The organism is Cellulosimicrobium protaetiae (assembly GCF_009708005.2).
In the GTDB taxonomy this organism is placed as follows: domain Bacteria; phylum Actinomycetota; class Actinomycetes; order Actinomycetales; family Cellulomonadaceae; genus Cellulosimicrobium; species Cellulosimicrobium protaetiae.
In genome coordinates, this window is record NZ_CP052757.1 from 3,212,407 (window position 1) to 3,231,797 (window position 19,391).

The following is a 19,391-nucleotide window of genomic DNA, read 5'->3' on the forward strand; positions in this document are numbered from 1 at the left end:
CGCTCAGCCCCGGTCGTCGCCGGCGTCGGAGCCGGCGTCGGCCTCGGCGTCCTCCGACGACCGGTACGGGTCGGCGTCCCCGGCGAAGGCCTTGCCCTCGCGCAGGGCCGCGAGCTCGGCGTCGCGACGACGGGCCTCGACGAGCGCGGCGTCGAGGTGCGCCGCCGTCTCCGGGACCGAGTCGAGGTGGAACTCGATCGTCGGCGTGAGGCGGATCCCCGTCTGCTTGCCGACCTCGGACCGGATGAGGCCCTTCGCGCTGTCCAGCGCGGCGGCCGTCCCGGCCCGCTCCTCGTCCGTGCCGTACACGGTGTAGAACACGGACGCGTTCTGCAGGTCACCGGTCACGCGCACGTCCGTCACCGTGACGAACCCGAGGCGCGGGTCCTTGATCCGCGTGTCGAGCATCTGCGCGACGATCTCCTTGATGCGGTCGGCGAGCTTCCTCGCCCGAGGGTGGTCGACCATCTCTTCTTCCTTTCGTGCCGTGCGACCGGCGACGGTCCCGACGACCGTACGCCGGACGGTCCCCGCCGGCCCGGCGGGATCCGGGGAGAGAAACGCCCGGGGGCGGCCACGAACCGTGACCGCCCCCGGGCGTGACGAGCGTCAGGAACGCGGCTTCTCCCGCATCTCGAACGTCTCGATCGTGTCACCGACCTGGAGGTCGTTGAACGAGCCGAGCCCGATACCGCACTCGAAGCCCTCGCGGACCTCGGTCGCGTCGTCCTTGAACCGCTTGAGCGACTCGACCGTGAGGTTGTCCCCGATGACCTTGCCGTCGCGCAGGACCCGCGCCTTGGCGTTGCGGCGGATCTCGCCCGAGCGGACGATCGAGCCCGCGATGTTGCCGAACTTCGAGGAGCGGAAGATCTCGCGGATCTCCGCGGTGCCCAGCTGGGCCTCCTCGTACTCCGGCTTGAGCATGCCCTTGAGCGCGGCCTCCACGTCCTCGATCGCCTGGTAGATGATCGAGTAGAAGCGGACGTCGACGCCCTCGCGCTCGGCCAGGTCCTCGACGCGCTCGCCGTACTTCACGTTGAAGCCGATGATGATCGCGTTGTCGACCGTCGCGAGGTTGACGTCGTTCTGCGTGATCGCACCGACACCGCGGTGGATGACGCGCAGCTCGACCTCGTCGCCCACGTCGATCTTGAGCAGCGCGTCCTCGAGGGCCTCGACGGCACCGGACACGTCGCCCTTGAGGACGAGGTTGAGGGTCTCGACCTTGCCCTGCTGCAGGGCCTGCGTGAAGTCCTCGAGGCTGATGCGCTTGCGGCGCTTGGCCAGGAGGGCGGCGCGCTCGGCGGCCTCGCGCTTCTCGGCGATCTGACGGGCCGTGCGCTCGTCGGGCGCCACGAGGAACGTGTCGCCGGCGCTCGGCACCGACGCGAGACCCAGCACGAGCACCGGACGGGCCGGGCCCGCCTCGGTCACGGCGTTGCCGTGCTCGTCGAACATCGCGCGGACGCGGCCGTGGGCCGTGCCGGCGACGATCGCGTCGCCGACGTGCAGAGTGCCGGACTGGACGAGCACGGTCGCGACGGCGCCGCGGCCCTTGTCCAGGTTCGCCTCGATGGCGACACCGCGCGCGTCCTTGTCCGGGTTCGCGCGCAGGTCGAGCGAGGCGTCGGCCGTGAGCAGGACGGCCTCGAGGAGGTCGTCGATGCCCATGTTCTGCTTGGCGGACACGTCGACGAACATGGTGTCGCCGCCGTACTCCTCGGCCACCAGGTTGTACTCGGTGAGCTGCTGGCGGATCTTGGCGGGGTTCGCCCCCTCCTTGTCCACCTTGTTCACCGCGACCACGATCGGCACGTTCGCCGCCTGGGCGTGGTTCAGCGCCTCGATGGTCTGCGGCATCACGCCGTCGTCCGCGGCCACGACGAGGATCGCGATGTCCGTCACCTGCGCACCACGGGCACGCATGGCGGTGAACGCCTCGTGACCCGGGGTGTCGATGAAGGTGATGGCGCGGTCGTTGCCCTCGTGCTCGTGGCGCACCTGGTACGCACCGATGTGCTGGGTGATGCCGCCGGCCTCGCCCGCGACGACGTCCGTCTGACGGATCGCGTCGAGGAGCTTGGTCTTTCCGTGGTCGACGTGACCCATGACGGTGACGACCGGAGGACGCGCCTCGAGCTCGTCGTCGCCCTCGGCCTCGAGCTCCGCGTCCAGGTCGATGTCGAAGGACCCGAGCAGCTCGCGGTCCTCCTCCTCGGCCGAGACCATCTCGATGACGTAACCGAGCTCGGCCGCGAGCGTGCCGAACGTGTCCTCGTCGAGCGACTGCGTCGCCGTCGCCATCTCACCGAGGTGGAACAGGACCGTGACGAGGCTCGCGGGGTTCGCGTCGATCTTGTCGGCGAAGTCGTTCAGGGACGAGCCGTGACGCAGGCGGACGACGGTCTTGCCGTTGCCGCGAGGAACCTGCACGCCGCCGAGCGACGGCGCCTGCATCTGCTCGAACTCCTGGCGCTTCGCCCGCTTCGACTTGCGCCCACGGACCGGACGACCGCCGGCGCGCCCGAAGGCGCCCTGCGTGGAGCCACGACCCGCGCCACCGCGGCCACCGCCACCGGGACGGCCGGCGAACCCGCCGCCACCACCGGGAGCGCCACCGCCACCGGGACGACCACCGAAGCCGCCGCCACCTCCACGACCGCCGCCACCACCACCGGGACGACCACCGGGAGCGGGACGCTCACCGGGACGACCGATCGAGGTGCGGCCGGGCATCATGCCCGGGTTCGGGCGCGGGCCACCGGGACGCGGGGCGGGACGGGGGCCACCCGGGCGGGGGCCGCCCGGACGCTCGCCCGACGCCGCCGCGGCACCCTCGGTGCGCTCGGGACGCGAGCCGGGCCGGGGCATGCCCTGGCTCGACGCGAAGGGGTTGTTGCCCGGGCGCGGGGCACCCGGACGCGGACCGCCGCCCTGCCGGGGCATGCCCTGGCTGGAGGCGAACGGGTTGTTGCCCGGGCGCGGGGCGCCGGGACGCGCGCTCGTGCCACCCGGACGGGGGGCGGGCGCGTTCGTACCGCCACCCGGCTTGGGCGTGGCGGTGGGCTTCTGGGCGGGCGCGGGGCGCTCGGCAGCAGGAGCCTTCGGCGCGGGAGCCTTCGGTGCCGCGGGCGCGGCGGGCGCCGGGCTCTCGGCCTTCGCCGGTGCGTCCGGCTTCGCCGGGGCGGGTGCCGCCGGCTGGGGCGCGGGCGCCTCCGCCTTCGGTGCGACCGGCTCGGCCTTCACCTCGGGCTTCGGGGCCGGCTTGGGCGCGGCCGGCCGCGCGGCGGGTGCCGCCGCGGGCTTGCTCGCGCCGCCGCCCCCGGCGGGGAAGGCGTCGCGCAGCTTGCGGACCACCGGTGGCTCGATGGTCGAGGATGCCGAGCGGACGAACTCACCGAGCTCCGTCAGCTTGGTCATGATGGTCTTGCTCTCCACCCCGAGCTCCTTCGCGAGCTCGTAGACGCGGACCTTTGCCACAACTCTCCTGTCTCGGCCCGCCCCGGACAGGGAGGACCGTCGTTAGTGCTGGGTGCTCATCGCTGGGTACTCATCGGGTGCCCATCGGCTTCTAACCCGCTTCCTTGTCGACGTGTCGTGCAGTGCGGCCCCGGACGGGACCGTGACGCATGGCTCAGCCGTGCTCTCCGGGCCGGGCCTCGATGACGCCGCGGACCGCGGCGAGGTCGAGGGGCCCGGCGACGTGCAGGGCCCGCGGGACGGCCCGCCGGCGTTCCGCCGTCTCGAGGCACCGGGTCGACGCGTGGAGCCACGCACCGCGACCCGGCAGCGACCGCCCGGCGTCCACCACGAGCCGGGGCTCGTCGGTGCTCGCACCGGACCGGTCGAGGACCAGACGGAGAAGAGCTGACCGCAGGTCGCGTTCCCGGCATCCGACGCACGTGCGGACAGGACCCGAGTCCGTGGGTACGGGGCGGGTCGTGGTGTCCTGGGGCATGGTCGAGGTGCGGGCGCGCGGCCCGGTCGAGGACAGTCTACCGCGCCGTCCCGTCATCCGTGACCGTCCCACGCCCTGCGGCTACCGGCCCTCGGCGCGAGGACCTGCGGGAGCGCCTCCGTCGGACCCGGCCGAGGGTGCGCCGCCCTCGTCCGAGCGGATGTCGATGCGCCACCCCGTGAGCTTGGCGGCGAGGCGGGCGTTCTGCCCCTCCTTGCCGATCGCGAGGGAGAGCTGGAAGTCCGGGACGACGACGCGCGCGGCCCGGGCCACCTCGTCGACGACCGTGACCGACGACACACGAGCCGGCGACAGCGCGTTCGCCACGAACTGCGCGGGGTCGTCGCTGTGGTCGACGATGTCGATCTTCTCGCCGTGCAGCTCGGCCATGACCGCGCGGACGCGCGAGCCCATCGGCCCGATGCAGGCACCCTTCGCGCCGAGGCCCGGGACGCGGGAGCGCACCGCGACCTTCGTGCGGTGCCCGGCCTCCCGGGCGATGGCGGTGATCTCCACCGACCCGTCGGCGACCTCCGGCACCTCGAGCTCGAAGAGCTTGCGCACGAGGTTCGGGTGCGTCCGGCTCAACGTGATCTGCGCGCCCTTCATTCCGCGGGCCACCTCGAGCACGTAGGCGCGCAGGCGCTCGCCGTGCACGTACTCCTCCGTCGGCACCTGCTCGTGCGGCGGGAGGACCGCCTCGGTGCCGCCGACATCGACCAGGACGACGCGCGGGTCGCGACCCTGCTGGATGACGCCCGCGAGGACCTCACCCTCCTTGCCGCGGAACGTGCCGAGGATCTGGTCGTCCTCGGCGTCGCGCAGGCGTTGGACGATGACCTGGCGCGCGGTCGACGTCGCGATCCGGCCGAAGTCGGCGGGCGTGTGGTCGAACTCCGGCCCGTGCTCGACCGGGCCGCGCGGGGCGTCCTCGTCGTCGGTCTCCGGAGCGGGCAGCTCCTCGCGCGCCCACACCGTGACGTGCCCGGTCTTGCGGTCGAGCTCGACCCGGGCGCGCGTGTACGCGTCCGGGGTGCGGTGGTAGGCCGAGAGCAGGGCCTGCTCGATCGCGGCGACCAGGACGTCGAGGCTGATGTCCCTCTCGCGCTCCAGCAGGCGCAGCGCGCTCATGTCCACGTCCATCGTCAGGCCTCCTCGTCGTGGGCGGTCGTCTCGTCGGTCGAGCCGTCGGTGTCGTCGAGCTCGGGCAGGTCCGCCTCGAGGGCGCGCTTGAGCTCGACCTGCACCTGCCCGCGGACCACGGCTGCCAGGGGCACGACGCGCTCCGTCACGACCCCGCGCTTGCCGGGCACGTCCAGGACGAGGTCGGGGTCGACCTCCGACCCGGTGCGCAGCCGCCCCTCGACCGTGCCGCCGTCGGCGAGCACGAGGCGGACGAGGCGACCGCGGGCGCGGCGGAAGTGGCGGGGCTCGGTGAGCGGGCGGTCGGTGCCGGGCGTCGAGACCTCGAGCGTGTACGCACCGTGGAGCGGGTCGACCGCGTCCAGCGCCGTCGAGATCGGGCGCGTCGCCTCGGCCACGGTGTCGAGGTCGAGGTTGCCCTCGACGTCGTCCGGGAGGTCGAGCACGACCCGCACCACCGACCGGGCGCCGGCGCGCGACACCGTGACGTCCTCGAGGTGGAGGCCCGCGCCGCGGACCACCGGGTCGATGGCCTCCCGCACGCTCTCACGGAGCGCGTGCGTGGCCGCGTCGCCTCCGGGTGCCCTGCCGGACTGACCGCCCGCCTGCCCTGCCATGACTCAGCTCCTGTCCGTGTCCCACGCCGGGTACGGAAGACGACCGGTGTGTTGTTGTCTCGGGGTCTCCCGACGATCCGCTCGTCGGGACGTTCGACCGGGGACCAGCCTAACGACTCACGGGCCCCGGACGTGACATCATCGCCCCCGATGACCCCCCACGCGACCGCGGCGGCCGCCGCGACCCGAGCCCGCCGGAGCCGGACGGCCCGACGGGGCGCCCGGCTGCTCGCAGCCCTGTCGGTCCTGGCGACCGGCGCCCTGGCGGCCGGGTGCGGTGTCCGGCTGGAGACCCCGCCCCCCACCGAGCTCTCGCCCGACGCCGTCGAGGTGCTCCGCGCAGCTGCGGTGGACGACGCCCTCGCGGTCGCCGACCTCGTGGCGGACGTCACGCCGGGAGTGACCGACCCGACGACGCTCGCTGCGCTCGAGGAGGTCGCCGCGTTCGCCGAGCAGCACGCGGACGCGCTCGGCGGGGTCTACGACTCCGGCCTGGCCGACCTCGATCTCCCCGGTGACGACGACGTCGCGCCGAGTCCCCCGCCGGCCGGCGACGAGGCCGCTGCGGACGACGAGACGTCGGGCGCCACCGGGACCGACGGCGGGGGAACGGAGGACGACGCGACCGAAGCCCCCACCACCGGTGACGACGTCACCACGACCGACGACGTCGTCGTCGCCCTCGTCGAGGCGGCTCAGCGCACGGGCGCCTCGGCCGACGCGTCGACGGACGCCGGGCTCGCCCGGCTCCTCGCGTCCGTCGCCGCCTCGGAGCACGTCTCCGCGCGGCGCCTCGCGGCGCTCACGGGGTCGACCGCCGCGGACGGGCTCGTGACGACGGCCGCTCCGGTCGATCAGGCGCCCGCGGGGATCGGCGCGGCCGACCTCGCGACGCTGGTCGGGTCCGAGGACGCCGCGGGGTACGCGTACGAGGTGCGAGCCGCGCAGTCCGAGGGTGACGCGCGCACGGCGGCCGTCGCCCGCGCCGCCGAGCACCGGGCCCGCGGCCAGGCGTGGGCCCTCGCGGCCGGGACGGACGGCACCGCGCAGGACCCTCGCCGCGTCGCCTACGTGCTGCCCGACGCGGACCTCGCCGACCTGGCCCGCCAGGTGGAAGCGGGCCTCGCGCAGACGTACGCGGGCCTCGTCGCCACGGCGGCGCCGACGTCCCGGGCTGAGGCCCTCACCCTCCTCGTCGACTCGTGGGCGAGCGCTGTCGCGTGGGGTGAGGCACCCGTCGCGTTCCCCGGCCTCCCGGAGCAGGCCGCCGGCTGAGCCCCCGGAGCCCCCGTCGGACGGGGCGACCCCCGGCTGCCGTCACCCGGTCGGCACGTGACCCGTGCAGGGCCGGCGCGCCCCGACGCTCCCCGGGACGACGGAGGCGCGCCGGTCCCTGACCCGGACCGGTGCGCGGAGAGGGGCAGGCACCTCGCTCCCTCGGGGAACGCGGGGTGGGCGTACTGTCGAGCGATGGACTCCGTATGAGTGTCATCGAGAAATGGATCAGCGTCGTGTGCCCCGACTGCGGCGGACCTGCCCGCGCCCGCGTCCTGCACGTCATCGCCTGGGGCGCGATCCCGACCTCCGCCATCCCGCACCACGTGAGCATCGTCTGCGAGCACCTGTGCACGATCTCGGGGTTCGACGCCAAGGAGACCGTCCGGGTGTGCCCGCACTGCCGGGTCTACATCGGCTGACCACCGCGTGCCGTATCCGGCACCCCACGAGCAGGCGTCCCGTCCGTGGAGACGCCGGGCCAGCCGCAGCTGGCCCAGCGCCTCGACGGGCTCACGTCTGAGCCCCGGCAAGGAGCCCGACGCCTCTTCTCAACGACGAGACCATCACCACCAGGATCCTTGCACGGCATGCGGCACCACACCCCGTGATGCGACGACCACGGGAATCCACCGCACCCGGACCGGGGCGCCTCCGACGCCGCGTCGTGTCAGCCGAGGAGCTCGGCCACCTGCGCCGTGACGTGCTCGACGGCGTCCCCGACGGCGACCTGTACGGCCTCACCCACGCGCGGGCGGACCTCGACGACGCCGTCGGCGAGGCCGCGACCCACGACGAGCAGCAGCGGCACGCCGAGGAGCTCGGCGTCCTTGAACTTCACGCCGGGCGCGGCCTTGGGCCGGTCGTCGTAGATCACCTCGACGCCCCGGGCGGCGAGCTCGGTCGCGAGGCGCTCGGCCGCGTCGAACACGCTCGCGTCCTTGCCCGTCGCGACGACGTGGACGTGCGCCGGGGCGACGTGCGCAGGCCACGCGAGACCGGCGTCGTCGTGGTTGGCCTCCGCGAGCGCCGCGAGCACGCGGGTCACGCCGATGCCGTACGACCCCATGGTCACGACGACCTGCTTGCCGTTCTCGTCGAGCACGGTGAGGCCGAGCGCCTGGGCGTACTTGCGCCCGAGCGCGAAGATGTGGCCGATCTCGATGCCGCGGGCCAGCTCGAGCGGGCCCGAGCCGTCGGGCGCGAGGTCGCCCGCGCGGACCTCGGCGGCCTCGACCGTGCCGTCGGCGGCGAAGTCGCGCTCGGCGACGAGGTCGAACACGTGCCGACCCGGCTCGTTCGCGCCGGTGATCCAGCGCGTGCCCGCGACGACGCGCGGGTCGAGGAGGTAGCGCACGGAGTGCCGCTCGGGCTCCTCGCCCTCGGCGACGTCCGCGGGCACGTCCCGACGGACGTTCGGGCCGAGCGCCTGCGGGCCGATGTAGCCCTTGACGAGCTCGGGGTGCGCGGCGAAGTCCGCGTCCGTCGCCGGCTCGACCTCGGCCGGCTCGAACGCCGCGCCGACGCGCTTGAGGTCGACCTCGCGGTCGCCGGGCAGACCGACGACGACGACCTCGCGGCGGCCGTCGGGGTGCGTGAGGGCGAGCACGACGTTCTTCAACGTGTCCGCCGCCGTCCACGCGCGGTCCGCGCGGGGGAAGCGCTCGTTCGAGAGGGCGACGAGCGAGTCGATCGTCGGGGTGTCCGGGGTGTCCTCGACGTGCGCCGCGGGCGCGTCCGCGTAGTCCACCGCCTCGGGCACGGGCGTGACGACCGCCTCGACGTTCGCCGCGTACCCGCCGGGCGAGCGCACGAACGTGTCCTCGCCGATCGGCGTCGGGGTGAGGAACTCCTCGGAGCGCGAGCCGCCCATGGCGCCCGACGTCGCAGCCACGATCACGTACTCGAGCCCGAGCCGGTCGAAGATGCGCCGGTACGCCGCGCGCTGCGCCTCGTACGAGCGCTCGAGACCCTCGTCCGTGGTGTCGAACGAGTAGGCGTCCTTCATGACGAACTCGCGCCCGCGGATGAGACCCGCGCGCGGACGCGCCTCGTCGCGGTACTTCGTCTGGATCTGGTAGATCGTCAGCGGCAGGTCCTTGTACGACGAGTACAGGTCCTTGACGAGGAGCGTGAACATCTCCTCGTGCGTCGGCGCGAGGAGGTAGTCGCCCTCCTTGCGGTCCTTGAGCCGGAAGATGTTGGGCCCGTACTCCGACCAGCGACCCGTCGCCTCGTACGGCTCCTTGGGCAGCAGCGCCGGGAAGTGCACCTCCTGCGCGCCCGCGGCGGCCATCTCCTCGCGGACCACGTCCTCGACCTTGCGCAGCACGCGCAGCCCGAGCGGGAGCCAGGTGTAGATGCCGGGAGCGGCACGGCGGATGTAGCCCGCTCGCACGAGGAGCTTGTGGCTCGCGACCTCGGCGTCGGCCGGGTCCTCGCGCAGCGTCCGGACGAACAGGGTGGACAGGCGCAGGAGGTCGGCGCCCCGGACGCGGGTGGAGGCCGCGGCGGGCGCGCCGGACGTGACGGAAGACATGCGGCACACCTTACCGGCGGGGAGGATGTCCCCATGCCCGAGCTGCCCGAGGTCGAGGCCCTGGTCCGGTTCCTCGACGACCGCGCGACCGGCCGCACCGTCGTCGCCGCCGACGTCGCCCAGATCGCCGCGCTCAAGACGTTCGACCCGCCCGTCGGCGCGCTCGTCGGGCGCGTCGTGACGGGCGCCCGGCGGCACGGCAAGTGGCTCGACCTCGTCCTCGCGCAGCCCGTCGGCGGCCCGCCCTCGCCGGGGCCCGACGACGAGGTCCACCTCGTCGTCCACCTCGCCCGGGCCGGGTGGCTGCGGTGGTCCGAGAAGGCGCCGACCACGCCCGTCCGTCCCCGGCTCGGCGGCAGCGGCGGCGGGAAGGCCGCAGTGCTCGCGCTGCGCGTGCGGTTCGACGACGGCTCGGGGTTCGACCTCACGGAGGCCGGGACGCGCAAGCGGCTCGCGGTGCACGTCGTGCGGCACCCGGAAGAGGTCCGGGCTATCGAGACGCTCGGGATCGAGCCGTTCGACCCGGGCTTCACCCCCGAGGCCCTCGGTGCGCTCATGGCCGCGCGCAACCAGCAGGTCAAGGGGCTGCTGCGCGACCAGTCGTCGATCGCCGGCATCGGCAACGCCTACTCCGACGACATCCTGCACGCCGCCCGCACGAGCCCGTTCAAGCTCACGCGCTCGTTCACGCCGGACGAGGTCGCGCGGGTGCACGCCGCCGTGGGCGAGGTGCTCGCCGAGGCCGTGGCGGCGTCGTCGGGCAAGCCGGCCGCCGAGCTCAAGGACGCCAAGCGCGCGGGGATGCGCGTGCACGGTCGCACCGGTCTGCCCTGCCCGGTGTGCGGGGACACCGTGCGCGAGGTGAGCTTCGCCGACCGCAGCCTGCAGTACTGCGCCACGTGCCAGACGGGCGGTCAGGTGCTCGCCGACCGCCGGATGTCGCGTCTGCTCAAGTAGCGCGCCGGGCGCGGGTCGTCAGAAGAGGACGGTCGCGTACGTGCCGACCTGCTCGAACCCGACGCGACGGTACGTCGCGAGCGCGCGCGTGTTGTAGTCGTTGACGTAGAGCGACACGACGGGCGGGGCGAGGCGCCGCGCGGCCTCCGCCGGGGTGCCCCGGCGCGCGAGCTGCACGACGGCGGCCATCCCGGGCGCCGCGAGTCCTTGCCCGCGGTACCGCGGGTCGACCCACACGCCCTGCACCTGCGCGACGAGGGGGGTGACCGCCCCGAGCTCGGCCTTGAAGACGACGTGCGGTCCGCCGTCGCCTGCCGCGAGCCGGACGAACGACCGCCCCGCGAGCACGAGCGACCGCACGCGCTCCTCGTACGCGCGCCCGCCGCCCTCGACGGGCGAGTAGCCCACCTCCTCGGTGAACATGCGCACGCACGCCGGGAGGACGACGGGGACCTCGGCGGGGACGGAGCGCCGCACGCCGGGGTCCGGCTCGACGTCGGGGTCGCGGTCGATCGCGAGCGACGGCTGGTTCGCGCGGATCTCGCGCGGCGACGGCCAGTGCGGGGCGAGCAGCTCCCACAGGGCCAGGACCGCGTCGCGCTCGCCCACGACCGACGACGAGCGCCGCCCGGCGTGCCGCGCGAGCACCGCGAACGCGGCGACCGCCGCGCGGGTCCGGTCGGGTTCGAGCGACGCCGGGACAACCGGCACGAGGTTCGCCCCCGCCCAGCACACCGCCTCGAGCGGCCCGACCGCCGGGAACCCCCACGCCTGCCCCCCGGCCGCGTGCAGCCCCGCGTGCTGCGCGACCGCGAGACGCGCCGCCGCGAGCGTCGACGCGACCGGGTCGCCCGCGCACACCGCCAGCGCCTCCGGGACGTCCGCGTCGACGAGCACACGCCCCCGGGCGTGCTCGGTGTCACCGGCCCCCCCGCGCGTCCGCGGCCTCAGGGCCGGGACGGACGGACGCCAACGGGCCACGGGACCGTCAGCCGACCGTGACGACCGGCGGGCCGGCCTGCGCGTCGTTCTCCGGCGTCATGGTCTCTGCGATGCGCAGCGCCTCCTCGATGAGGGTCTCGACGATCAGCGACTCCGGCACCGTCTTGACGACCTCGCCCTTGACGAAGATCTGGCCCTTGCCGTTGCCCGACGCGACGCCGAGGTCCGCCTCACGCGCCTCACCCGGGCCGTTGACGACGCAACCCATGACCGCGACGCGCAGCGGCACCTCCATGCCCTCGAGCCCGGCCGTGACCTTCTCCGCGAGCGTGTACACGTCCACCTGGGCGCGGCCGCACGACGGGCACGACACGATCTCGAGCTTGCGGGGGCGCAGGTTGAGCGCCTGGAGGATCTGGTTGCCGACCTTGACCTCCTCGACCGGGGGCGCGGACAGCGAGACGCGGATCGTGTCGCCGATGCCCTTGCTCAGCAGCGCGCCGAACGCCGTGGCCGACTTGATCGTGCCCTGGAACGCGGGGCCGGCCTCGGTCACGCCGAGGTGCAGCGGCCAGTCCCCCGCCTCCGCGAGCAGCTCGTACGCCCGCACCATGACGACCGGGTCGTTGTGCTTCACGGAGATCTTGAAGTCGTGGAAGCCGTGCTCCTCGAACAGCGACGCCTCCCACACGGCCGACTCGACCAGCGCCTCGGGCGTCGCCTTGCCGTACTTCGCGAGCAGGCGCGGGTCGAGGGAGCCGGCGTTCACGCCGATGCGCAGGGACACGCCCGCGTCGGACGCCGCCTTCGCGATCTCCTTGACCTGGTCGTCGAACTTGCGGATGTTGCCCGGGTTCACGCGCACCGCGGCGCAGCCCGCGTCGATCGCGGCGAACACGTACTTGGGCTGGAAGTGGATGTCCGCGATCACCGGGATCTGCGACTTCTTGGCGATCGCCGGCAGCGCGAGCGCGTCGTCCGCGCTCGGCACCGCGACGCGCACGATGTCGCAGCCCGACGCCGTGAGCTCCGCGATCTGCTGGAGGGTGGCGTTGATGTCCGTCGTCGGCGTCGTCGTCATCGACTGGACGCTGATGGGGGCGTCGCCGCCGACGTCCACCTTGCCGACCTTGATCTTGCGGCTCTTGCGTCGCGGCGCGAGGACCGGCGGCGGGGCGGCAGGCATTCCGAGACTGATGGGTACGCTCACGCCCCTAGTATCCCCCGTCGGCCGTCCGACGCCGCACGTCGGACCTGTCCGGGTCGTCACCTTCCCGGCGGCTCCGGCACATCTTCGCTCCCCCTCCACGCACGCCTCCCGCCGAGACGCCGGACTACGTGAGGCGGACGGGGTCGATGATGTCGGCGAGGATGAGGAGAGCGCCCACGCCGACGAGGACGACGAACATGACGTACGCGACGGGCATCATCCGGGCGAGGTCGGCCGGGCCGGGGCGCGGGAGGCCACGGACGCGCGCGACCGTGCGCTTGGCCCCCTCGTAGAGGGCGTTGACGACGTGCCCGCCGTCGAGCGGCAGGAGCGGGATGAGGTTGAAGACGAACAGGGCGACGTTGAGCGCGGCGAGCAGCAGCAGCATCGTGACGACGCGGTCGAGGATCGGGCTCTCCGCCCCCGCGACGTCGACCGCGACACGACCGACCCCGACGACGCTCATGACGGAGTCCTGGCCGCGGGGCGCGTCGGTGAACGCGGCCTCGGCGGCCTCGTAGACCTTGACGGGGAGGGTGACGATGATCCCCGCCGTGCCGCTCACCTGCTGCCACGTGGCCTCGGCGGCGACGCCGATCCCGGTGGGCTCCCGCTCGACCGTCGGGGTGAAGCCCACGAACCCGGCGGGCTCGGTCACCGGGTCTCCGGAGTCGTCCACGACGGGCGTCCCGTCCTCGGCGACGACCTGCCGCTCGACGTCGACCGGTGTGATGGTGAGGTCGACCTGCTCGCCGTCGCGCTCGACGACGACGGGCGTCGCCTGCCCGGCCGATCCGCGGATCATGCCGGAGAGCTGGTCCCAGGAGGTGACCTCCTCGCCGTCGAACGACACGACCGTGTCGCCCGGCTCCAGGCCCGCGGCGGCCGCGGGCGACGGGTCGGCGGTGGCGGCGCACTCCTCCTGCTCGGTCGCGACGACCGACGGGACGCACGCGGAGACGGAGCCGACGGTCGTCGTGACCGCGGGCAGGCCGATGCCGACGCACACGATCGCCATGAGCACGAACGCGATGAGGAGGTTCATGAACGGGCCGCCGAGCATGACGACGACCTTCTTGGGCGCGGAGAGGTTGTAGAAGGCCCGGTGCTCCTCGCCGGGACGGATCTCCTCGGTGCTCGCGTCGCGCGCGTCGGCGACGACCTGCGAGAAGAAGCCGTTGCCCCGCGGCCGGGCGCCGGCGGGCGCGGGCGGGTACATGCCGACGAGGCGGACGTAGCCGCCGAGCGGGATCGCCTTGAACCCGTACTCGGTCTCGCCCTTGGTACGCGACCACAGGGTCGGGCCGAACCCGACCATGTACTGGCTCACCCGGACGCCGAACCTCTTCGCGGGCACCATGTGCCCGACCTCGTGCAGCGCGATCGAGACGACGATCCCGACCACGATCACGAGGATGCCGATCAGCGTCGCCATCGTTCCCTCTGCTCCTTCTCGGCCCGGGCGCTCGACGCGCCCGAGCGGTTGCTCGTCACCGGCGGTCCAGGATCTCGTGCGCACGGGCCCGCGCCCACGCCTCGGCTCCCGCCACGTCGTCCAACGTCACGGTGTCCGCGGGGGTTCCGTCGTGCGCCGCGAGCACGCGCTCGACCGTCGTCACGATGTCACCGAAACCTGCGCGTCCGCTGAGGAACGCCGCGACGGCCTCCTCGTTGGCCGCGTTGTACACGGCCGGGTGGGTCGCGCTCGCCGCGACGGCCGCGCGCGCGAGGTGCACCGCCGGGAACGCGGCGTCGTCGAGCGGCTCGAACGTCCACGACGTGGCGGCCGTCCAGTCGCACGGCGGGGTCACCGGGTCGAGCCGGTCGGGCCACGACAGCCCTAGCGCGATGGGCAGGCGCATGTCCGGGGGCGACGCCTGCGCGATGGTCGAGCCGTCGACGAACTCGACCATCGAGTGCACCACGGACTGCGGGTGCACGACGACCGTGATGTCGTCGGCCGGCACGTCGAAGAGCAGGTGCGCCTCGATGAGCTCGAGCCCCTTGTTCATGAGGCTCGCGGAGTTCACGGTGACGACCGGCCCCATGGCCCAGGTGGGGTGCGCGAGCGCCTGGTCGACGGTCGCCGCCTTCACCGCGTCCGCGTCCCACCCGCGGAACGGGCCGCCCGACGCCGTGAGGATCAGGCGGCGCACCTCCGCGCGCGTCCCGGAGCGCAGGCACTGCGCGATCGCCGAGTGCTCGGAGTCGACGGGCACGATCTGGTCGTGGCGCTGCTGCGCCGCGCGCACGAGCGCGCCCCCGGCGACGAGCGACTCCTTGTTCGCGAGCGCGAGCGTCGACCCGGCGCGCAGCGCGGCGAGGGTCGGGCCGAGGCCGACGGAGCCGGTCACGCCGTTGAGGACGACGTCGCTCCCCCGGCCGGCGAGCTCGGTCGCTGCGTCGGGTCCGGCGAGCACCTCGGGGACGTCCTCCCTGCCCGCGAAGGCTCCCGCCAGCGCCTCGCGGAGGCCGGCCGCACGGGACGCGTCCGCGACCCCGACCGCGCGCACCCCGAGATCTGCGGCCTGACGCGCGAGCAGGTCGACGTCGCCGCCGCCCGCCGAGAGCGCGTCGACGCGGAACCGGCCGGGGTGGGCCCGGACGACGTCGATCGCCTGCGTGCCGATCGACCCGGTCGAGCCGAGGATCGTCACGGTGCGGGAGGTGCGAGCGGGACTGTCGGGCATGATCCCCATCCTCCCAGCCCCGGGGCCGTGCGTGCGCACGCCGGGCTGCCGTCCGGTCAGCGCGGGGCGGTCCACTCGATCGTGTAGCGGAAGAAGAGCCGACGTCGGACGCGCGCCCCGGGGAGACGCGCTCGGGCCGTGCGCGCGATCTCGTCGACGGAGTGCTGAGGGTCCCGCACGGGCATGCCCGGAGCGTCGGGCCCGGCGTCGCCGGGCCGGGCTCGGCGGGGGTGCTTCACGAGGCCGACGAGCGGGTTGAGGACCGCGGACGCGACGTCGACGGCGAGGTCGCGCGCCGACGCCACGCGCGCGAGACCCACGACGAGCAGGCGACCGCCCGGGCCGAGCAGGTCCCGGGCGTGCCCCAGTGCCTCGTCCAGGTCGAGGTGGTGCAGCACCGCGACCATCGTCACCGCGTCGTAACCGCTCGTGCCGTCGACGTCCGCCCCCACCGGGTGCTCGAGCGGAGCGGTCCCGTCAGGCGAGCGGACGTCGTCGGGCGAGCGGACGTCGTCGAACCTCAGCATCCGTACGACGACCGCAGGGTCCGCGACGTGGCGCGCGCGGGCCTGGGCGAGCATGCCGGGGTCGACGTCGATCCCGTGGACCTCTCCGGCCCGTCCGCGCAGCCTGCCGAGCAGCACGCCGGCCCCGCAGCCCACGTCGAGCACGACCCGGGCGTCGTGCCGCACGCGCCGCGCGACCCAGCCATGGAAGTGGTCGTTGTGGTTCCAGGGGTGCCGGGCGTTGAGGTCGCTCAGCCACGACGCCGCACCCCGGACCAGGGGGCTCGAGGAGGTCCGGGGATCGAGGCTCACGCGCGTCGGGGACGACGACGCGTCGTCACTCGACGCCGAGCAGGACCTCGATGGCCCGCGCGAAGAAGGCGTCGACCGGGCCCTCCGCGTAGCCGTCGCGACCGCGTGCGCGACCGAACGTCGCGGACCGGATCTCCGCCGCGGTGATCGGGACCTGGCGGTCGAAGTAGGCGACGAGCCGGTCGCACAGGTCGTCGACGTCGTCGACGTCGTAGGCGGGCTTGCCGCGCTCCGCGAGCGCGAACTTCTCGCCGTCCGGGCGGCCCAGGCGACCGTAGAGCGACCGGGCGCGCTCCGCGAGCGCGTTCATCCAGGCCTGCTGGCCGTGCGCGGCGACGTACTCCGCGCGCTGGCGCGCGATGAACGCGCCCTCGAGCCGGTCCAGCGCGGCGTCGACCTCGTGCGTGTCGTACCCACCACGGACCAGGTCGAAGACCGAGGCCTGGATCTCGGTGCTCGTCAGGCGCTCGGACACCCGGCCCTCGTACACGTCGCGCGCGTGCTCGAAGAAGTCGTCGACCTCCTCCGGGTCGTACCCGTTCCGGGTCTTGCCGACCGTGGTGAACAGCGAACTCACTCGTCCTCCTCTGCAGCGAGCTGCCCGCAGGCGCCGTCGATGTCGCTGCCGCGGGTGTCACGGATCGTCGTCGGGATCCCGTGCCCGCGCAATCGTGCCACGAACTCCGCCTCGACGGCAGGGTCGCTGGCCGTCCAGATCGAGCCGGGCGTCGGGTTGAGCGGGATCGGGTTGACGTGCACCCAGCCGCGGCCGCGCGCGTTGAGCTTCTCGCCGAGCAGGTCGGCGCGCCACGCGTGGTCGTTCATGTCCTTGATGAGCGCGTACTCGATGCTCACGCGCCGGCCCGTGACCTCGAAGTAGTGCCGCGCCGCGTCGAGCGTCTCGTCGACGCTCCACCGCGTGTTGATCGGCACGAGCTCGCTGCGCAGGTCGTCGTCGGGGGCGTGCAGCGACAGCGCGAGCGTCACCGGGATCCCCTCGTCCGCGAGCTTGCGCATCGCCGGGACGAGCCCGACCGTCGAGACGGTGATGTTGCGCGCCGACATGCCGAGACCGTCCGGGGCCGGCGCGACGAGGCGGCGCACGGTGCCCATGACGGCCTTGTAGTTCGCGAGCGGCTCCCCCATGCCCATGAACACGAGGTTGTTGAGCCGGGTCGCGCCGCCGGGGATCTCCCCGTCCGCGAGCGAGCGGGCCGCGGAACGCACCTGCTCGACGATCTCGGCGACGGACAGGTTGCGCGTGAGGCCGAGCTGCCCGGTCGCGCAGAACGGGCACGCCATGCCGCACCCCGCCTGGCTCGACACGCACAGCGTCGAGCGCTGCGGGTAGCGCATGAGCACCGACTCGACCTTGGCGCCGTCGAAGAGGTGCCACAGCGTCTTGACGGTCGTCCCGCCGTCGGCCTCCATCCGGCGCGCCGCGGTGAGCAGCGGCGGGAAGAGCGCGTCCGTGAGCACGTCGCGCGTCGCCTTCGGCAGGTCCGTCATCGCCTCGGGGTCGCGCGTGAGGTGCGCGTAGTAGTGCGTCGCGAGCTGCTTGGCCCGGAACGGCTTCTCCCCCAGCTCGACGACGACGTCGCGCACCTCCTCCGGCGCGAGGTCGGCGAAGTGGCGCGGCGGCTTGCCGCGCCGCGGCGCGGTCATGACGAGCGGGAGCGGCTTCGACTCCGCGGAGGGGCGGACGGAACGGACGGTCATGAGGAGGTCCAAGCGTGGGGGGGGTCGTGCGGACGGTTCGCACCGCGGTGCGGTCGGGCTGTCGGACGGCGGTCAGACGGCCAGCGCGAGGAGCACGTACACGAACGGGGCGGTGAGGAGCATGGAGTCGAGCCGGTCCAGGATGCCTCCGTGACCGGGCAGGAGCGACCCCATGTCCTTCAATTCTAGGTCGCGCTTGATCATCGACTCGGCGAGGTCGCCGATCGTGGCCGTGAGCGGGGCGAGGACGCCCAGCGCGACACCCACGAGCGGGCTCACGCCGAGGCCCACCACGGCACCGACCACGCCGACCGCCGTCGCGAGCACGAACGAGCCGGCCAGACCCTCCCAGGACTTCTTGGGGCTCACCGACGGGGCCAGCGGGTGCCGGCCGAACAGCACGCCCGCGACGTACCCTCCGACGTCGTTCGCGACGGCGAGCAGGATGAAGATCAGCACCCGGACGCGCCCGTCGGGGGCGGCGAGCATGAGCATGACGAAGCCGGCCATGAACGGCAGGTACGCCGCCGCGAACGTGGCCGCGGCCGCGTCCCGCACCGCCGCCGTCCCCGACCCGTCGATGACCCGCCACACGACAGCGCCCGCGACCGTGAGCATGAACGAGACGAACAGCGCCTCGGGCCCCGAGTAGAACGAGGACACGAGGATGCCGACCGTCCCGACCAGCAGCGGGAGGAGCGGCAGGTGCAGGTCACGGCGCTTGAACGCCTGCGCCAGCTCCCACAGCGCCGCCCCGACCGCCACGGTCGCGAGGAGCACGAAGAACTCGGGACGGAAGGCGAGGCTCGCCGCGACGAGCGCGAGCAGGCCGAGGCCCACCGCGATCGCCGCGGGAAGGTTGCGGCCCGCCTTCGGGGCGCGGCCTGCGGAGGTGCTGTCGCCGGCGGCGGTCGAGGAGGTGTCTGTCATCGGTGCGTGGAGGAGCTCGCCGGGCGAGGTGCTCAGACCTCGAGCAGCTCGCTCTCCTTGCCCGCCAGCAGCGCGTCGACCTGGTCCACGTGCGCCTTGGTGAGGCCCTCGAGCTCCTTCTCGGCGCGAGCGACCTCGTCCTCGCCGGCCTCGCCGTCGCGCGCGATGCGGTCCAGCTCCTCCTTGGCGCGACGACGCACGTTGCGGATCGCGACGCGCGAGTCCTCGGCCTTCGACTTCGCGAGCTTGACGAAGTCCCGGCGGCGCTCCTCCGTGAGGGCGGGCAGCACGACGCGGATCACGTTGCCGTCGTTCGAGGGGTTCACGCCGAGGTCGGAGTCGCGCAGCGACTTCTCGACCGCCGCCATCGAGCTCTTGTCGAACGGCGAGACGAGGATCGTGCGCGCCTCGGTCACCGTGAACGACGCGAGCTGCTGCAGCGGCGTCGGCGCGCCGTAGTAGTCGACCGTGATCTTGTTGAACATCGCGGCGTTCGCACGGCCCGTGCGGATCGCGGCGAAGTCCTCCTTGGCCACCTCGACGGCCTTGTCCATCTTCTCCTCGGCCTCGAGGAGGGTCTCGTCGATCAC

Annotated in this window: 18 protein-coding genes; 3 read left to right on the plus strand and 15 right to left on the minus strand. The window is 73.7% G+C overall.

Going from position 1 to position 19,391, the window contains the following annotated elements:
• Positions 1-3: 3 nt before the first annotated feature.
• The 5 genes from rbfA to rimP form a co-directional block, all read right to left on the minus strand.
• Positions 4-468 (minus strand): 30S ribosome-binding factor RbfA, encoded by a 465-nt coding sequence (gene rbfA, locus FIC82_RS13780; protein ID WP_154798906.1) that lies wholly within the window; start codon positions 466-468, stop codon positions 4-6.
• A 141-nt stretch (positions 469-609) separates the two neighbouring features.
• A complete protein-coding gene (gene infB / locus FIC82_RS13785) occupies positions 610-3,483 on the minus strand; it encodes a translation initiation factor IF-2 (protein ID WP_168731880.1) in 2,874 nt (957 codons plus the stop codon).
• A 154-nt stretch (positions 3,484-3,637) separates the two neighbouring features.
• Complete coding sequence (locus FIC82_RS13790) at positions 3,638-4,018, minus strand: YlxR family protein (RefSeq protein ID WP_154798908.1); 381 nt, start codon at positions 4,016-4,018, stop codon at positions 3,638-3,640.
• A gap of 24 nt (positions 4,019-4,042) precedes the next feature.
• Positions 4,043-5,104, minus strand: a complete 1,062-nt coding sequence (nusA, locus tag FIC82_RS13795) for a transcription termination factor NusA (protein ID WP_154798909.1) — start codon at positions 5,102-5,104, stop codon at positions 4,043-4,045.
• Between the two features lie 2 nt (positions 5,105-5,106).
• Entirely contained in the window at positions 5,107-5,721 is a 615-nt protein-coding gene (rimP, locus tag FIC82_RS13800; protein ID WP_154798910.1) for a ribosome maturation factor RimP, read from the minus strand.
• 150 nt (positions 5,722-5,871) lie between these two features.
• On the opposite strand from rimP, the gene FIC82_RS13805 reads away from it, so the two are divergent.
• A complete protein-coding gene (locus FIC82_RS13805) occupies positions 5,872-6,996 on the plus strand; it encodes a DUF4439 domain-containing protein (RefSeq protein WP_154798911.1) in 1,125 nt (374 codons plus the stop codon).
• Between the two features lie 206 nt (positions 6,997-7,202).
• Positions 7,203-7,418, plus strand: coding sequence for a hypothetical protein (locus tag FIC82_RS13810; RefSeq protein ID WP_154798912.1), 216 nt, complete (start codon positions 7,203-7,205; stop codon positions 7,416-7,418).
• A gap of 248 nt (positions 7,419-7,666) precedes the next feature.
• Here the strand turns inward: FIC82_RS13810 and FIC82_RS13815 are convergent, their stop codons facing one another.
• A complete protein-coding gene (locus FIC82_RS13815; protein WP_154798913.1) occupies positions 7,667-9,535 on the minus strand; it encodes a proline--tRNA ligase in 1,869 nt (622 codons plus the stop codon).
• A 33-nt stretch (positions 9,536-9,568) separates the two neighbouring features.
• On the opposite strand from FIC82_RS13815, the gene FIC82_RS13820 reads away from it, so the two are divergent.
• The gene (locus tag FIC82_RS13820) at positions 9,569-10,492 is read left to right on the plus strand and encodes an Fpg/Nei family DNA glycosylase (RefSeq protein WP_154798914.1); all 924 of its coding nucleotides are present in this window, start codon (positions 9,569-9,571) and stop codon (positions 10,490-10,492) included.
• Between the two features lie 18 nt (positions 10,493-10,510).
• Here FIC82_RS13820 and FIC82_RS13825 read toward each other — a convergent pair whose 3' ends face one another.
• The 9 genes from FIC82_RS13825 to frr form a co-directional block, all read right to left on the minus strand.
• Entirely contained in the window at positions 10,511-11,389 is an 879-nt protein-coding gene (locus FIC82_RS13825; protein WP_253691167.1) for a GNAT family N-acetyltransferase, read from the minus strand.
• Between the two features lie 91 nt (positions 11,390-11,480).
• Positions 11,481-12,620 (minus strand): flavodoxin-dependent (E)-4-hydroxy-3-methylbut-2-enyl-diphosphate synthase, encoded by a 1,140-nt coding sequence (gene ispG, locus FIC82_RS13830; protein ID WP_021482273.1) that lies wholly within the window; start codon positions 12,618-12,620, stop codon positions 11,481-11,483.
• A gap of 148 nt (positions 12,621-12,768) precedes the next feature.
• On the minus strand, positions 12,769-14,079 hold the full coding sequence (locus FIC82_RS13835) for a M50 family metallopeptidase (protein ID WP_154798915.1): 1,311 nt from the start codon (positions 14,077-14,079) through the stop codon (positions 12,769-12,771).
• Between the two features lie 55 nt (positions 14,080-14,134).
• Positions 14,135-15,334: a 1-deoxy-D-xylulose-5-phosphate reductoisomerase gene (gene dxr / locus FIC82_RS13840; RefSeq protein WP_154798916.1), complete on the minus strand. Its 1,200-nt coding sequence runs from the start codon at positions 15,332-15,334 to the stop codon at positions 14,135-14,137.
• A gap of 56 nt (positions 15,335-15,390) precedes the next feature.
• Positions 15,391-16,152, minus strand: a complete 762-nt coding sequence (locus tag FIC82_RS13845) for a class I SAM-dependent methyltransferase (protein ID WP_253691169.1) — start codon at positions 16,150-16,152, stop codon at positions 15,391-15,393.
• 25 nt (positions 16,153-16,177) lie between these two features.
• Positions 16,178-16,729: a DivIVA domain-containing protein gene (locus FIC82_RS13850; RefSeq protein WP_168731882.1), complete on the minus strand. Its 552-nt coding sequence runs from the start codon at positions 16,727-16,729 to the stop codon at positions 16,178-16,180.
• A complete protein-coding gene (gene rlmN / locus FIC82_RS13855) occupies positions 16,726-17,871 on the minus strand; it encodes a dual-specificity RNA methyltransferase RlmN (RefSeq protein WP_144425681.1) in 1,146 nt (381 codons plus the stop codon). The genes FIC82_RS13850 and rlmN overlap by 4 nt, the downstream gene beginning before the upstream one ends.
• 72 nt (positions 17,872-17,943) lie before the next feature.
• A complete protein-coding gene (locus tag FIC82_RS13860) occupies positions 17,944-18,801 on the minus strand; it encodes a phosphatidate cytidylyltransferase (RefSeq protein WP_154798917.1) in 858 nt (285 codons plus the stop codon).
• Positions 18,802-18,833: 32 nt separating this feature from the next.
• Positions 18,834-19,391, minus strand: a complete 558-nt coding sequence (gene frr, locus FIC82_RS13865; protein ID WP_168731883.1) for a ribosome recycling factor — start codon at positions 19,389-19,391, stop codon at positions 18,834-18,836.